This is a genomic window from Brevibacterium renqingii, assembly GCF_017808105.1.
Classification (GTDB): Bacteria; Actinomycetota; Actinomycetes; order Actinomycetales; family Brevibacteriaceae; genus Brevibacterium; species Brevibacterium renqingii.
In genome coordinates, this window is sequence record NZ_JADBHF010000016.1 from 1 (window position 1) to 14,719 (window position 14,719).

At 66.3% G+C, this 14,719-nt stretch carries 14 protein-coding genes; 6 read left to right on the top strand and 8 right to left on the bottom strand.

The window, feature by feature from the left end:
• Positions 1-190 precede the first annotated feature (190 nt).
• The 3 genes from IHE57_RS14465 (at position 191) to IHE57_RS14475 (ending at position 2,515) form a co-directional block, all read left to right on the top strand.
• Positions 191-511, top strand: coding sequence for a 4a-hydroxytetrahydrobiopterin dehydratase (locus tag IHE57_RS14465; protein ID WP_209374225.1), 321 nt, complete (start codon positions 191-193; stop codon positions 509-511).
• 53 nt (positions 512-564) lie between these two features.
• A complete protein-coding gene (gene mgrA / locus IHE57_RS14470) occupies positions 565-1,605 on the top strand; it encodes an L-glyceraldehyde 3-phosphate reductase (RefSeq protein WP_209374227.1) in 1,041 nt (346 codons plus the stop codon).
• A 103-nt stretch (positions 1,606-1,708) separates the two neighbouring features.
• A complete protein-coding gene (locus IHE57_RS14475; protein WP_209374229.1) occupies positions 1,709-2,515 on the top strand; it encodes a DedA family protein in 807 nt (268 codons plus the stop codon).
• Between the two features lie 97 nt (positions 2,516-2,612).
• On the opposite strand, the gene IHE57_RS14480 is transcribed toward IHE57_RS14475, so the two are convergent.
• From IHE57_RS14480 to IHE57_RS14490, 3 genes are read right to left on the bottom strand one after another with little or no spacing between them, the layout of a single operon-like run.
• On the bottom strand, positions 2,613-3,473 hold the full coding sequence (locus tag IHE57_RS14480; RefSeq protein ID WP_209323946.1) for a shikimate dehydrogenase: 861 nt from the start codon (positions 3,471-3,473) through the stop codon (positions 2,613-2,615).
• On the bottom strand, positions 3,470-3,916 hold the full coding sequence (gene aroQ, locus IHE57_RS14485; protein WP_209323947.1) for a type II 3-dehydroquinate dehydratase: 447 nt from the start codon (positions 3,914-3,916) through the stop codon (positions 3,470-3,472). Before aroQ ends, IHE57_RS14480 begins: the two co-directional genes overlap by 4 nt.
• A 2-nt stretch (positions 3,917-3,918) precedes the next feature.
• A complete protein-coding gene (locus tag IHE57_RS14490; RefSeq protein ID WP_209323948.1) occupies positions 3,919-4,668 on the bottom strand; it encodes an IclR family transcriptional regulator in 750 nt (249 codons plus the stop codon).
• A 214-nt stretch (positions 4,669-4,882) separates the two neighbouring features.
• Between IHE57_RS14490 and IHE57_RS14495 the strand changes: the two genes are divergently transcribed.
• Complete coding sequence (locus IHE57_RS14495; RefSeq protein WP_209323949.1) at positions 4,883-6,205, top strand: MFS transporter; 1,323 nt, start codon at positions 4,883-4,885, stop codon at positions 6,203-6,205.
• Entirely contained in the window at positions 6,202-8,142 is a 1,941-nt protein-coding gene (locus tag IHE57_RS14500) for a bifunctional sugar phosphate isomerase/epimerase/4-hydroxyphenylpyruvate dioxygenase family protein (protein WP_209374231.1), read from the top strand. The genes IHE57_RS14495 and IHE57_RS14500 overlap by 4 nt, the downstream gene beginning before the upstream one ends.
• Positions 8,143-8,192: 50 nt before the next feature.
• Here IHE57_RS14500 and IHE57_RS14505 read toward each other — a convergent pair whose 3' ends face one another.
• Positions 8,193-9,086: a DUF8548 family protein gene (locus tag IHE57_RS14505; RefSeq protein WP_209374233.1), complete on the bottom strand. Its 894-nt coding sequence runs from the start codon at positions 9,084-9,086 to the stop codon at positions 8,193-8,195.
• A 323-nt stretch (positions 9,087-9,409) separates the two neighbouring features.
• Between IHE57_RS14505 and IHE57_RS14510 the strand changes: the two genes are divergently transcribed.
• Positions 9,410-9,727: an XRE family transcriptional regulator gene (locus tag IHE57_RS14510; protein ID WP_209374235.1), complete on the top strand. Its 318-nt coding sequence runs from the start codon at positions 9,410-9,412 to the stop codon at positions 9,725-9,727.
• Positions 9,728-9,834: 107 nt separating this feature from the next.
• On the opposite strand, the gene gap is transcribed toward IHE57_RS14510, so the two are convergent.
• The 4 genes from gap to IHE57_RS14530 all read right to left on the bottom strand — a co-directional run bounded on the left by gap (position 9,835) and on the right by IHE57_RS14530 (position 14,520).
• Positions 9,835-10,830, bottom strand: a complete 996-nt coding sequence (gene gap, locus IHE57_RS14515; protein ID WP_209374237.1) for a type I glyceraldehyde-3-phosphate dehydrogenase — start codon at positions 10,828-10,830, stop codon at positions 9,835-9,837.
• Between the two features lie 202 nt (positions 10,831-11,032).
• A complete protein-coding gene (locus IHE57_RS14520; protein ID WP_253720347.1) occupies positions 11,033-12,196 on the bottom strand; it encodes a GlxA family transcriptional regulator in 1,164 nt (387 codons plus the stop codon).
• 42 nt (positions 12,197-12,238) lie between these two features.
• The gene (locus IHE57_RS14525; RefSeq protein WP_209323954.1) at positions 12,239-12,580 is read right to left on the bottom strand and encodes a carboxymuconolactone decarboxylase family protein; all 342 of its coding nucleotides are present in this window, start codon (positions 12,578-12,580) and stop codon (positions 12,239-12,241) included.
• A gap of 266 nt (positions 12,581-12,846) precedes the next feature.
• A complete protein-coding gene (locus IHE57_RS14530; RefSeq protein ID WP_253720349.1) occupies positions 12,847-14,520 on the bottom strand; it encodes a serine hydrolase domain-containing protein in 1,674 nt (557 codons plus the stop codon).
• Positions 14,521-14,719: the final 199 nt, after the last annotated feature.

Here is a 14,719-nt window from a genome sequence, read left to right on the forward strand (position 1 = left end):
TGTAGATCTTTGGCATGACTTCTATCCTTCCTGGAATTTATCCAGTCGTGAAGTCAACCAAACCTTCAGCAGTCCCGGTCCACCATTTCGCGGGCAAAAGTATATGAGGCAGCGAGGGTGGCTCGCGGGCTGTTTATCTGAGTCTGGTCGAGGGGTTCACGCCGGACTTCCGAGTCCCTAGCATGAAGTCATGACTGCATACACCGGACAGGAACTGCTCGACGCCCTCACGGAGAAGGGGCTGAAGGACTGGCAGGGTCGGACGGACTCGATCGGCACCCGACTGCTCACCGGCGACTTCGCCACCGGCCTCGAGCTCGTCAACCGGATCGGCGCCGCCGCCGAGGAGGCCGGCCATCACCCCGACATCACCCTGACGTTCCCTCACGTCGACGTCCAGCTGACCAGTCACGACACAGGAGCCGTGACCGAACGCGATTTCGACCTCGCGGGAAGGATCAGCGAACTGGCCGCCTCGGCGGGGGTGAAGGCGGACTCCGCGGCCGACTGAACGGCTCGTACTAGGCTGTGACCACAGCCGTCCGCGAGCACCCAGGAGAACGTGTGTACCACGCCGCCGAGAACCGCTATGATTCGATGACCTACCGCCCGGTCGGCCGTTCCGGGCTCGTCCTGCCGGCCCTGTCGCTGGGGCTGTGGCACAATTTCGGCGACGACGTCGCCTTCCAGAACCAGCGCGCCATCGTCCGTCGGGCTTTCGACCTCGGCATCACGCACTTCGATCTCGCGAACAACTACGGGCCGCCGCCCGGTTCGGCCGAAACCAACTTCGGCAGGCTGCTGCGCGAGGATCTGCATCCCTACCGCGATGAGCTCATCATCTCCACGAAGGCCGGCTGGGTCATGCACCCCGGCCCCTACGGCGGGCCCGGCGGCAGCCGCAAATACCTTTTGGCCAGCCTCGACGCCTCACTGCGCCGGCTCGGCCTCGACTACGTCGACATCTTCTACTCGCACCGTCCCGATGCCACGACTCCGCTCGAGGAGACCATCGGGGCACTCGACACCGCGGTGCGATCCGGTCGGGCCCTCTATGCGGGCATCTCGTCCTACTCTGCGGCCGACACGGCCAGGGCTGCACAGATCGCGCGCGATCTCGGCACCCCGCTGCTCATCCACCAGCCCTCCTATTCGATGGTCAACCGGTGGATCGAGGACGACGGCCTGCTCGAAACCACCGACGTCGAGGGCCTCGGCGTCATCGGCTTCTCCCCGTTGGCGCAGGGCCTGCTCACCGACAAGTACCTCGGCGGGGTTCCTGCGGATTCCCGAGCAGGCAAGTCCACGCCATCGTTCAAGGACGGATTCCTCAATGAGGACAATCTCGTCCGCATCCGCTCGCTCAACGACATCGCCGCCGCCCGGGGTCAGTCCCTGGCGCAGATGGCGCTGGCATGGGCCCTGCGCGACGAGCGCGTGTCCTCATTGGTCATCGGTGCCAGCCGGGTCGAGCAGCTCGAGCACAATGTCGCCGCTCTCGAGGCGGCCCCGCTGAGCGAGGAGGAGCTGAGCGAGATCGACCGCTTCGCCGTCGACTCCGGCGTCGATATCTGGGGAGACGCTCGCCGCAGCACCGCCGAGTGAGCCGCGCGGAGGGTGCCGCGCATTGTGAACGGCTCGGGCCGAAGCGATCATTCTGCTGTGATACCGTAAGCGCCGACCTCCCAGACGAGCGGCAGGAGCCCCGATGAGCGATGACCGTGCGGACCGCGACGAAGCCGAGCCCGGTCCGGTCGACGATGGTCACGCCGAATACGAACCCGGTCACGCGGACGCCGAGCCCGGTCACACGGACGCCAAGGAGAACCCCTGGTCCGCGATCAAACCCTGGCGGGGCAAGGCGGCCGGGCTCGACAAGCTGCTGCTGTTCATCATCATCGGCGTACCGCTCGTCTACCTCGCGCTCATGCCGCTGCGGCCCTGGATGCTCGTCCACGCCCCGGTCGTCCAGGAGTTCATCAACGGCGCGAAGACCTCGATCGTCGCGGCCGCAGCCTATGCCCGCGTCGGTGAGATCCCGCTCTGGCTCGTCATCGTGGCCGGATTCGTCGGCATGGCGAAGCTCGATTGGGCGTTCTGGCTGGCCGGACGCCGGTGGGGTGACGGAGTGCTGCGGCTCTTCGCTCAGAACGAGCGGCAGCTCAAGCGCATCAATCAGCTCAAGAGGATCCCGAACTGGGCCCTGTTCCTCATGACTCTGGTCTCCCGCTGTCCCGGCATCCCCGGCACTCTCGTCTACCTCGTGGCCGGGTGGACGAGGATGCGGCTCTCGCTCTTCCTCATCGCCGACCTCCTCGGCTGTCTGATCTTCACTCTCATCTGGACCGTCCTCGGCTTCCAGCTCGGCGAGACAGCCGTCGACGTGCTCAAGGTCATCGACAAGTACGCCATGTGGCTGACCCTGGCGCTCATCGCCGGCATCTTCGTCCTCAGCTTCGGCAAGGAGTATCGGAAGCAGAGGCAGGCCGAGGCGAAGAAGACGTCGGAGGACTGACCAGCCCGGGCGCCGTCTCAGCCCCTGAAAGTCGGTTGCGTCCCGACGGGCCCGGTTCAGTCCCGAAAGGCCGGACTCAGACCCCGAAGATTTGGGCTCAGGCCCCGAAAGAGAGGAAGGTCTCGCGCATCCGGGCCGGGTCCGCCTTCTGCCCGCTGAAGAGCTCGAAGGCGTCGATGGCCTGGTTGACGGCCATCCCCGAGCCGTCGAGCGTGCGGCAGCCCTTGGCTCTGGCCTCGGCGAGCAGCTGGGTCTCGAGCGGGAAGTACACGACATCGGCCACCCAGGTATCCGCACCGAAGACCGCGGTGTCGACGGGAGTGCCCGGATAGGCCTTCATCCCGACGGGGGTGGCGTTGACGATCCCGTTCGCCGAGGCGGCCGCCGCCTCGAGTTCGTCCAGTCCGATCGCCCGCGCTCGCGTCCCGACCGCCGCGACCGCGCCGATGTCCGCGGCCAGGCCCCGTGCACGATCGACATCGGTGTCGGCGATGACGAGTTCGGCCACGCCGAGTTCGGCCAGGGCGAACCCGACCGCACGGCCGGCCCCGCCCGCGCCGATCTGCACGACCGCCTCGGTGGCGGCGCCTCGCAGTCCGGCGCGGAACCCGGCTGCGAATCCTGTGACGTCGGTGTTGTGGCCGGTGGTGTGCCCCTGGCCGTCGATGACGACGGTGTTGACCGAGCCGATGCGCTGGGCGACCGGGTCGACGGCGTCGAGGAATCCGATGACCTGCTGTTTGAACGGGTGGGTGATGTTGAGTCCGTCGAAGCCGAGGCGGATCGCAGCATTCAGCAGCTCTTCCAGACGCGCCCCTGCAAGCCGCGGTTCGGCGATGTCCACGGTGCGGTAGATCGTGGGGATGGAATGGGCCGCGCCTTCGTTCTCGTGCATGCGCGGGGTCCGGGAGGCGGAGATGCCGTCGCCGATGAGTCCGAGGAGGAGGGATGGGGTCATGGTCTCGCTTTCGGTAGCAGGTCGATGAGGATCTCCATCGCGTGGACGTAGCCTTTCGCGCCGGCTCCGGCGATGACGGCCGCGGCCACGGGCGAGAGGTAGGAGTGGTGTCTCACGGCCTCCCGCGCATGGGGATTGCTCAGGTGCACCTCGATGATCGGATGGTCATAGGACTTCAGCGCATCGTGCAGGGCCAGCGAGGTGTGCGTATAGGCCCCGGCATTGATGATCGCCCCGACTGTGGTGTTCCTGGCCTCGTGGACGGCGTCGATGAGTCCGCCCTCGTGGTTGCTCTGGATGCACCGGGCGGTCAGGCCCGCTTCGGCGGCGGCCTCGGCGCACATCGCTTCGATGTCGGCCAGGGTCGTGCGGCCGTAGATCTCGGGCTCACGCTCGCCGAGGAGGTTGAGGTTGGGGCCGTTGAGGACGAGGACGTGCGGCATGATCACCTCGGGAATCGTGCGGCGATGGCCGCGGCGGTCTCGGTCAGTTGGGGGACGAGCGCGATGAGTTCGTCGAGGCTGCGTCGGAAGACGGGAGCGGCGAGAGCCAGTGAGGCCAGCAGCCTCCCGTCGAGGTCGAAGACCGGCACGGCGAGGGCATTCATTCCGATGTCGTTCTCCTCGGACTGGCCGGCCCACCCGCATTCGCGGATCTCTTCGAGCCGGCGGCGCATCCGGTCGGGTTCGGTGATCGAGTTCGGGGTCCGCGCTTCGAGTTCGAGGGCGTCGACTGTGGCTTCGGCATCCGGGTCATGCGCGAGCAGGGCCTGCCCGATCGCCGAGGTGTGCAGCGGAGATTCGTCACCGGGATCGGTCGTCGTCCGAAACTGGGGACCGTCGACCGTGAGCACGGTCAGCGCGGAGTTGCCGCGCCGCACGGCGAGGATGCTCGACTCCCCGGTGGTCGCCGTGAGGTCCTCGAGGAGGTCCCTCGTCGCCCCGGTGAGACCTCGGCGGTGGGCGACCTTCTGCGCCAGGCGGAAGACCTCCATGCCGAGGGTGTAGATCTTCGTGCGCGGGTCGAAGCTCGCGTAGCCGGACTCCACGAGTCCGCCGAGGAGGCGGTAGGACGTCGAGAACGGGTAGCCGGTCGCCTCGGCGGCTTCGCCTGCACTGATGCCCTCCGGGGATGCACCGAGCAGATCGAGCATCTCGAAGGTCTTCGTCACCGAGTTCGACCCCTTGGGCGGCATCTCCGGCCTCCTTGCGCTAGTGCGGCTGTGCGGTGGGCTGTCATCTGTCCGCGGACGCAGATCCTCTGCGGGCGGCGTTGACAGACTATGTCATCTCAATCACACTGTAAACCACAATGTAACAATCATTGCCACACTATGGCAATGCGGAGTCCAGTTCAGTCCGGTTCCATGGGCCGCCGACGGACCGTGAGAGTGAGAGATGCGAGGAAGCATGAGCAACGCGATCGAGGAAGCTCGCCCGACGAAGACGCCGCTGCGTGCGGCCCTGTCGAGCTGGACCGGCTCGGCTCTCGAGTACTACGACTTCGCCGTCTATGGAACTGCGGCGGCGCTGGTGCTCAACACCCTGTTCTTCCCCGAGACCACGGCCCCGGGGATCTCGATCCTCCTGGCCATGGGCACAGTCGGAGTCGCGTACGTCGTCCGGCCCCTGGGCGCACTCATCATGGGTCCGCTCGGCGACCGCTTCGGGCGGAAGTTCGTCCTCATGCTCACCCTGTTCATGATGGGCATCTCGACCTTCCTCGTCGGCTGCCTGCCGACCTATGATCAGGTCGGCATGCTCGCGCCGGTCCTCCTCGTGCTCTGCCGCGTCATCCAGGGGCTCTCGGCCTCCGGTGAGCAGGCGAGCGCGATCTCGGTCTCGCTCGAGCACTCGGGCGAGAACAAACGCGCCTGGACGACGAGCTGGACCCTGCACGGCACCCAGGCGGGCACTCTGCTGGCCACCGCGGTCTTCATCCCCTTCACCGCCTTCCTGCCCGACGAGGCCCTGTTCAGCTGGGGCTGGCGAGTGCCGTTCTGGCTCTCCGCGCTCGTCGTGCTCACAGCGTGGCTCATCCGCCGCGGCCTCGAGGAGCCGCCGGCGTTCAAGGAAGCACGCGTGGACAACCCTCCCCTCATGCAGGTCTTCCGGTGGCACAAGGCCGCGGTGCTGCGGGTGGCCGCCTGCGCCATGGTCAACACCGTGAACATGGTCTTCACCGTCTGGTCGCTGTCGTTCGCCACCTCGATCGTCGGACTCGAACGATCGACCATGCTGCTGGTCTCGGTCATCGCCAATGCCGTGGCCCTGCTCGCGATTCCGGCCGCCGCGCTGCTGTCCGACCGGCTCGGACGCAAACCCGTCTTTGTCACCGGTGCCGTGGGCGCCGGACTGATGATGTTCCCGTACCTGGCCGCGGTCTCGGCCGGGAGCTGGCCGCTCATCTTCGTCTTCGGCGCCCTCATGTCGGGCTGCGCCTATTCGCTGGCGAACTCGATCTGGCCGTCGTTCTACGCCGAGATGTTCCCCACCACGGCGCGGGTGACAGGATTGGCCCTGGGCACCCAGATCGGCTTCGCCGTCTCCGGCGGTCTGGCCCCGGTGCTCGCCTCCGCCGTGGCCGGAGCCGGCGGAGAGAATTGGGTCTCCGTCGCAGGCTTCACCGCGGGAGTCTGCATCGCCGTCGGGCTGGTCGCGATGACGGCTCGCGAGACGAAGGGGCTGAGCTTGGAAGAGATCGACACCGTCCATGAGGAAAGGGCACGATGAGAACCTCGATTGCCACGGTGTGCCTGTCCGGCACACTCGAAGAGAAGCTGCACGCGGCCGCCCGGGCCGGTTTCGACGGAGTGGAGATCTTCGAACAGGATCTCCTCGTCTCCCCCGACTCCCCGGAGACCATCGCCGGACTGGCCCGCGATCTGGGTCTCAGCCTCGACCTGTATCAGCCCTTCCGCGATTTCGAAGGCGTCGAGGAGGACCGGTTCCAGCAGAACCTCGTCCGTGCGCAGAAGAAATTCGAGCTCATGACCCGGCTCGGCATGAACACCATGCTGCTGTGCTCCAATGTCGGCACGGCGACGATCTCCGACGACGGCATCGTCGTCGAGCAGCTGCGACGCCTCGGCGATCTGGCTCAGGGCTACGGCATCGACGTCGCCTATGAGGCACTTGCCTGGGGCCGGTTCGTCTCCGAATACGATCATGCCTGGGACCTCGTGCGCTCCGCAGACCATCCGCGCATCGGCACCTGTCTCGACAGCTTCCACATCCTCTCGCGCGAAACGGACCTGTCTCGCATCTCCGAGATCCCGGGTGAGAAGATCTTCTTCCTCCAGCTTGCCGACGCCCCTGCGCTGTCGATGGATGTCCTCAGCTGGTCCCGTCACCACCGGGTCTTCCCCGGCGAGGGCGCATGGGACCTCACCGACTTCCTCACCCGCGCAGCTCTGACCGGGTACGCCGGTCCGGTATCGCTCGAGGTCTTCAACGACTCCTTCCGACAGGCCGACACTCAGCGCACCGCCGTCGACGGCCTGCGCTCACTGCGCTGGCTGGAGGCGAGCGTGGCCGCCGATGTCGACATCCGCGACGTCGCTGCACGCGGCGATGACGCGGGTGGCGGGGCACGTGCAGGCGGAGGCGATGCTGCACGCGACGATGACGCGGGTGCTGCCGGTGCCGGCTCCGGCATCGCTCTCGATCTGCAGCCGTTGCCCCGAGTCGCCGCCCCCTCGGGCATCGACTATGTGGAACTGAGCACCGACGACCTCGGCACGCTGACCCGACAGCTGCACCAGCTCGGATTCCGGTTCATCGGCTTCCACCGCTCGAAGCAGCACGTGCAGCTGTGGCGGCGCGGCAGCGCGCGCATCATCATCACCGAGGTGGAACCGGACTCCGCACGTGGGACCTTCCTCCGCGGGATCGGCTTCGAGGTCGCGGACGCCTCGGCGAGCATGGACCGGGCCTCTCTGCTCCATGCGATCGAGGTTCCGCGCGAGCAGACCCACAACGACGAGGTGCTGCGCGGCGTCTTCGCCCCCGACGGCTCGGAGGTCTTCTTCCACCAGACGACCGGCGACGACCCCGTCTGGATCGCGGAGTTCGGCGCCGGCGGCGTCGAACGGTCCTCGCACATCGATCACATCAACCTCGCGCAGCCCGCGCATCATTACGACGAGGCAGTGCTGTTCTACACCTCCCTGCTGGCCCTTGAAGCCCAGCCGTCACAGGACGTACCGAGCCCTGCCGGTCTCGTCCGGTCCCAGGTGATGTCGAGCCCCGACGGTGCGGTGCGGATCCCGCTCAACGTCTCCCCCACGCGGACCGCCGAGGTCACCGACCGCGGCACGGGCGCGGTTGGTGAGTCCTATCCCGAGCATGTGGCCGTCGCCTGCGAAGACATCTTCGCCGCCGCTGCGACGGCCCTGGCCCGTGGTCTCGATTTCCTCGAGGTGCCGCAGAACTACTACGAGGACCTCGAAGCCCGTTTCGCTCTCGACCCGCAGCTGCTTGAGCGGCTGCGCGAGCACAACATCCTCTACGACCGCGACGAGGGCGGAGAGTTCCTGCATTTCTACACGGCCACGATCGGTTCGGTGTTCTTCGAGATGGTCGAGCGACGGGACGGCTACCGCGGCTACGGTGCTCCCGATGCGCCGGTGCGGCTAGCCGCCCAGCATCGGCGCAACGCGGGCCGCTGAGTCGACAGGAACCAGCGACTCGGCCCAGCCCACTGGATCCCAGCGGGCACTCAGAACGGTGCCGCGCCGGTCGTCCCCGGTCTCGAGTAGGGCGTCATCCAGTCGGATCCGAGATCTTCCTCAGGCCCCAAGGTCGAATTCCGATCCACGGCTTCGGCACAGGGCTCACGATCGAATACCGAATCCCACCCTTCGGCTTCAGGCTCGAGTTCGTCTTCCAGACCATACGGGAAGACGAAACTCTCACGCTTCGGATCCGGCCGGAGCCGCCGGTGCGAGACCTGCCAGATGATCTGCTTGACCACCCGGCCCTCGACGCCGAGGAAATCAGCAGTCGCGTCGATCAGTTCGAGCACGTAGTCGTCAGTGGTGACGACGAAGAAGCCTGCCACCTCGCCGATGTAGCCCTGCACCCTGTGGTCGATCTCGAAGTGGTCGGACCCGGCCAGCATGAGCAGGTTCCGCCAGGAGATCCCCGACTTCTGACTGGGCAGAGCCCGCCACCCGCGAGCCACCTCATTGGCATGCCGGCCGGTCGACGGTTCGTCACCGACTGCGGCGAGGAGGTCGTCGACGGTGTCGATGTCGTGGTCGGCCATCAACCGGGTCGCACGGTCGACGACCTCGGCCCTGAGCATCGCCCCGGGCTGCACGTTTGCGGGCTTGAGATTGCGGATCACCTTCCGGGCCCACACTTCCGCCCCACCTGACGCGGCGATCGAGTAGCGCAGCGATTTCGCGCCGTCGGCACGGCCATGCCGAGCGATGTACCTGTCGGCGACATTGTCGACCGCGGTCGGATGAGATCCCGTCGAATAGATCGCGTCGAGGATGCACAGTGCGAGGCTCCCGGAGTAGCCGATCGACAACGGCTCCCCGCGGTCGCCGAGGAATTCTTCGCAGCGATACGCCAAACTGCGGATGCTTCTGGTCGTGATCTCCATTGTTCTGACCTTCCGTCATGCGCCGCACCCTGCGACGCGCTGCCGCCGACTCCGATGTCGGAAGCATGACTGAAACATTAGACGTCGGCACTGACACGGCATGCTCGCCCGACAATAGAACACATCTTTCACATGGGTTCATCTGCAGAGACGTCGAACGCGTCGGCATGACCGGCTCCTCGACTGCACCGATTGCCATACAGACGCATCCAACCCGCACGTCAACCGGGGCTGACAGCAGATCACAGAGGGCATTCCGCGACTAAAAGCACAGGAACACCCCCAGCCTTGGCAGGCATGGTGGGCTCTGGCATGGTTAAGGCATGAGTACAGACGAGATCATCATCGACGGGCCGCTGGCCCGCGCAGCCCGCGCCCTCTGCCGAGTCTCGGCGAAGGAAGTCGCGTCCAAGGCCCGCCTCGACAAGTCCGAGCTCAAACGGTTCGAAAAGGGTCTCGAGGACCTCACCGAACAGCAGGAGAACCGGCTTCACGAGGCGCTGCAGGAGTTCGGCGCCCAGATCATTCCCGACGACAAGGTCGCAGGCTATGGAGTGCGCCTCAAGTTCAATCGGGCCAAGGTCCGTGCCATCGAACGCTGGGAAGGCGAAGGCGGCACCGCGGCCGACGACGACGTCTGAGTTGGCACGACTGTGGCCCCGGACCTGCCATGGGCAGTTCCGGGGCCACAGGTGCATTCACAGGCGTCGGCGGACCATTCGGCGAGCCGCCTCGGCGCCGGTGATCGTCAGCTCCGTCCGATGAACTCGAGATTGTCGACGACGCGGTTGGAGAAGCCCCATTCGTTGTCGTACCACGCGACGACCTTCACATGCTTGCCCTGCACGCGGGTGAGCGCCGAGTCGAAGATCGACGAGGCAGACTGACCGGTGATGTCGCTGGAGACGACCGGTTCGGTCTCGTACTCGAGGATGCCCTTGAGCTCGCCGTCGGCTGCGGTCCGGTAGGCGTCGAGCACCTCGTCGCGGGTGACCTCACGGGACACCGTCGTGTTGATTTCGACGATCGAGCCGACCGGCACCGGCACACGGATGGCGTCGCCGCTGAGCTTGCCGTCGAGCTGCGGGAGGACGAGGCCGATGGCCTTGGCCGCGCCCGTCGAGGTGGGAATGATGTTCTCGGCCGCTGCGCGGGCACGACGGGGATCCTTGTGCGGGCCGTCCTGGACCATCTGGTCACCGGTGTAGGCGTGGACCGTGGTCATGAAGCCCTGCTCGATGCCGGCGAGGTCGTCGAGCACCTTCGCCAGCGGAGCCAGCGCATTCGTCGTGCACGAGGCGTTGGAGATGACGGTGTGCTCGGGCTTGTAGGCCTCGCTGTTGACACCGTAGGCGAGAGTGACATCGGCACCCTTCGAGGGAGCGCTGACGAGCACCTTCTTGGCCCCGGCGGTGAGATGAGCGCGTGCCTTCTCGGCCTTTGTGAAGCGGCCGGTCGATTCGAGGGCGATGTCGATGTCGAGCTCGCCCCAGGGCAGCTTCGCGGGGTCCTTCTCGGCGAAGACCTTGATCGACGTGCCGTCGATGACGATCTCATCGTCCTTCGCTTCGACGGTGTGGTTGAAGCGGCCGAGGGTCGTGTCGAACTTCAGCAGCCGGGCGAGATCCTCGATCGGGCCGAGGTCATTGATGGCCACGACCTCGAGCTCGCTGCGGCGCTCGATGAGGGCGCGCAGGGTGCTGCGTCCGATGCGACCGAAACCATTGATGGCGATACGAGTCAATGTCACTCCTTGAACACGGGATTCGTCTTGATATCTCCATCATGGGCGCTTGAACGTCTCGGCAACAGTGGCCAGTCAGACAATCTACGCAAGCTTTTCGCCAGTCCTATTGCCAGATGCCGAAAGTTTCCGGCCAATGTGATCGTGGCCTCGAATACGGCTCTGAAATCCGCTGTCGAGACCGTTCCGACAGCGCGCCGGCTCACCCCTGAAAGGAGTGCCGGTAGTCGTTCGGTGACGTCGAGAGGATGCGCTGGAAGTGCATCCGCAGGTTCGCACCAGTGCCCAGACCGACCTGGTCAGCGATCTGCTCGATGCCGAGATCGCTGTTCTCCAGCAGTTCCCTGGCGAGATCGACTCGGGCCCGGAGCACCCACTGCATGGGGGTGTAGCCCGTGTCTTCGACGAAGCGGCGGGAGAAGGTGCGCACGGAGACTCCGGCATTGGCGGCGAGGTCCCGCAGTGTCAGTTTCTCGCCGATGTGCTGCAGCGCCCATTCGCGAGTGTCGGCGAAGTCGTCGCCGAGCGGATCGGGCACGCTGCGGGGCACGTACTGCGCCTGGCCGGCACTGCGATAGGCGGCGGCCACGAGCCGTCGCGCAACCTGGTTCGACAGGCCGACACCGTGGTCGTTGCGGATGAGATGGAGGCAGAGATCGATCGCCGAGGCGGCTCCTGCAGAAGTGAGCAGCCGTCCTTCATCGATGAAGAGGACGTTCTCGTCGACTCTGATGGACGGATAACGTCGCACCAGCTCTTTCGCGGTCGACCAGTGCGTCGTGGCGCGGCGTCCGGCCAGGAGGCCGGTGCGGGCGAGGGCGAAGGTGCCGGTCGAGATCGCCGCGATCCTCGCCCCGCGCTCGAAAGCCGAGAGCAGTGCGCCGACGACGGCCGCCGACGGTTCGTCATCGACCACCGAGGTGGCTCCGGGAATGATGATCGTCTCCGCCGCTTCGAGGGCTTCGAGTCCGGAGCCGACGGTATAGGAGAGGCCGTCGGCCCCGGAGATCGTGCCGGGTCGGACTCCGCAGACCTCGACCGTATAGGGCCAGGTTCCGCTGGGCAGCACTCCCCCGCTGGTGGCTGCGGCATACACCGTGTCCGGTGCCGCTGTGGGCGCAGGGGTCAGCGCAGCGGAATCGTGGGCGACGGAGGGGTTCGGGACGGGCGGGCCCTGGACAGTGGGATGGGGGCCCGGCTGGTTCGCAGCGGTGAGGTGCGTGCCGGACGGGTTCGATGCAGCCGTGGTGCGCACCGGTGTGGCATTGGATTCGGCACCGAAGACCTGCACCGGAACCCCGAGATCCATCGCAGACACCCCGTCGAGGGCCAGCACCAGGATGCGGTGCGGGCTCGAACGGGGCATTCTGCGATGGGAGGTTCGAGACTCGTCACTCATGGTCGGGGCTCAGTGGTCGTGGGCTCCGCTGAGCTTGAAACCGAGACGACCATGGGTGAAGGCGCCGCCGGCCCGGATCGCCGCGGCGGTCCATGCGGTCTCGGCCAGCTCTCCCTCGGTGGCGCCGGCCTTGACTGCGGCGTTCGAGTGAGCGTCGATGCAGTACGCGCACTGAGTGGTCAGTCCCACGGCGTAGGCCATGAGCTCTCGGTACTTCAGGGGGATCTCACGGCCTTCGGGTGCGAAGACAGCGTTGTTGAACTCGCCGAATGCCTTGAGGATGTCCGGCGTCGTCTCCTTGTAGGCCCGGTCGTACTCGGCGTCGCCTTCGCGATCCTGGAAATCACTCATTGCTGCTCCTTCTGAGGTCGGTGTCCTTCCGCTCGTCACGCTACCGCCTCACAGCAGGGCATGTCGCCCATTCGGGTGGTGGTTCTGAGCGGTTCACCTGCTGGGTGGTCGTTTTGGGCGGAATTTTCCCAAGGGCAGTCCGCCCACAATGACCACTCAAGCGGTCTACACCGTCGTCGTGGACAGACCGGTTCGGCGCCACTGAGCGGCGCTCGGCCGCCGCTAGACCGGTTCGGCGCCACTGGGCGGCGCTCGTCCGCAGGCTGTCAGCAGAGGGTGTTCTGCGCCGCGAGCGGAGCTCCGGCGACGCCTGGGACGGCGAGGTTCGGTGCAGCGAGTCTCGGGAGCTTCGCCGGGTCCTCGTTCTCCTGTGCCTGCGCTTGCGTCCCCTCGCCTGGCGCGCGCTCGGTCTGGGAGGTCGGCACTGCCTCGGCGATGGCTTCGAACATGGCCAGGGTGCCGTGCTGGGCGGCCAGACTCACCGGCTCGGGGTCGCTCGAGAGCTTGACGCCGACAGTCTGCGTGGCGCGGTCGATGTAGAGCATCTGGCCATGGATGCCGATGCCGATGACGACATCGCGGTTGGCCGAGGGCACCCAGAACTGGCTGCGGTACATACCTCCCGGGTACGAGCAGCCGGAGGGCGAGGCGGCGAAGACCTCCGCCGAGTCCACGGCTCCGGTGAAGATGTCATCGACCCAAGCCGCGGAGAGGACTCGTTCGCCGTTCGCGGTCGTGCCGCCGCGGGCGATCATCTCGCCGAACCGGGTCAGGTCGCGCAGGGTCGTGCTGATGGCCCCATCGGCGATCGCTCCTCCCCATCGGTCCTGGCAGACCTGGGCCGCGTGGGCGGCGCCGATCTTCGACCAGACGAATTCGCTGGCGACGTTGGAGAACGGCTGGCCGGTGGCCGCCTCGGCGATCCATGCGAGCACGTCGGTCTCGCAGCTGCGGTAGACGAAGGCCGAACCGTGTTCGCGTTCGCTGCTCAGCCCGGTGAGGAAGTCCTTGATCCCATTCGCCGAGGCGGCCGTCCGGGGCGCGAAATCGACGGCTTCGAACAGGGCCCGGATCTCGGAGCCCTCCTCGAGGTACTCTTCGGAGAACCTGATGCCCGATCGCATGTCGAGCAGGTCGCGGATGGTGGCTCCGGCGTAACCGGACTCGGCCAGGGTCGGCACGTGTGTGGTCACCAAGTCGGTCGGTGCAAGTCTCCCGGCGTCGGCGAGTGCGCCGATGACCGTGGAGACGATGGACTTGCTGACGGAGAAGAGCATGTGCTGGCGGGCGGGCTTCATCGGCCACGCATATTCTTCGGCCAGCGCCACGCCGTCGCGGGCGACCAACCAGGCGTCGGTGAAGGTGTTCGTCAGGACATCGCCGACGGTGGACCAGCTCTCGTCGGCGGCGGACCACTTCTCACGGTCGATGCGCAGAGGCCGGAAGTCGTGCTCCTCGGTGACCAGCTCACGGACGGGTCCGATTCCGCGTGGAATGCCGCCGACGGGGAAGATCTCCTCCATCCGGGTCAGCGAGAAGGCGAAGTACTCCGGCCATTTCCAGGAGTCGAGGTCGATGCGTTCGAGGACCGCCTCGGAGGGGTCGACGATGGAGTCCTCGCTTGCCGAGGTCAGTTCCCCTGCACGAGGGAGAGTGATATCCGGCGCCGAGGCGGGAAAGTCGGATCCGTCGGGCGTGCCGGGCTCGTCGAGCGCAGCTGCTGCAGTGACGTCCGGCATACGAGAGCCCGTTGTGTCGCTCGTGTCGGGGGCAGTCTCTGCCGCGGCGGACCCGGCGTTGCCCCGAGTGGACTTCCCAGGTCGCTTAGCACCGACATCCGGGCCTGTGTCGATGCCCCTCGTGTTGCCGGACAGCGCACCGATGCGACGGTTCGACGAGGTCACAGGGCCGGGCAGAAACGTTTCGTCTTCGCTTGCCATGTCACCTCCACTGTCTCGATCCGAACGGCTCCGCGAACGCGCGGGACTGTCCCGTTGCGCAGGGAACAGACTACCCGGAGGAGGTGAAACTCCGTAGTCGAAACGGGCTTCCCGGGAGTCACGTGGGCATACTGAAACGCTCACCAGGTGCGACGCAACGATTCATTACCAATCAGTTATTCACCTGAAGACTGGGCAG

Bases quoted from the DNA above. Each gene is read 5' to 3' on its own strand.
- IHE57_RS14465 (WP_209374225.1), top strand. From the start codon at position 191: ATGACTGCATACACCGGACAGGAACTGCTCGACGCCCTCACGGAGAAG.
- IHE57_RS14475 (WP_209374229.1), top strand. From the start codon at position 1,709: ATGAGCGATGACCGTGCGGACCGCGACGAAGCCGAGCCCGGTCCGGTC.
- IHE57_RS14480 (WP_209323946.1), bottom strand. From the start codon at position 3,473: ATGACCCCATCCCTCCTCCTCGGACTCATCGGCGACGGCATCTCCGCC.
- aroQ (WP_209323947.1), bottom strand. From the start codon at position 3,916: ATGCCGCACGTCCTCGTCCTCAACGGCCCCAACCTCAACCTCCTCGGC.
- IHE57_RS14490 (WP_209323948.1), bottom strand. From the start codon at position 4,668: ATGCCGCCCAAGGGGTCGAACTCGGTGACGAAGACCTTCGAGATGCTC.
- IHE57_RS14495 (WP_209323949.1), top strand. From the start codon at position 4,883: ATGAGCAACGCGATCGAGGAAGCTCGCCCGACGAAGACGCCGCTGCGT.
- IHE57_RS14500 (WP_209374231.1), top strand. From the start codon at position 6,202: ATGAGAACCTCGATTGCCACGGTGTGCCTGTCCGGCACACTCGAAGAG.
- IHE57_RS14505 (WP_209374233.1), bottom strand. From the start codon at position 9,086: ATGGAGATCACGACCAGAAGCATCCGCAGTTTGGCGTATCGCTGCGAA.
- IHE57_RS14510 (WP_209374235.1), top strand. From the start codon at position 9,410: ATGAGTACAGACGAGATCATCATCGACGGGCCGCTGGCCCGCGCAGCC.
- IHE57_RS14520 (WP_253720347.1), bottom strand. From the start codon at position 12,196: ATGCCCCGTTCGAGCCCGCACCGCATCCTGGTGCTGGCCCTCGACGGG.
- IHE57_RS14525 (WP_209323954.1), bottom strand. From the start codon at position 12,580: ATGAGTGATTTCCAGGATCGCGAAGGCGACGCCGAGTACGACCGGGCC.
- IHE57_RS14530 (WP_253720349.1), bottom strand. From the start codon at position 14,520: ATGGCAAGCGAAGACGAAACGTTTCTGCCCGGCCCTGTGACCTCGTCG.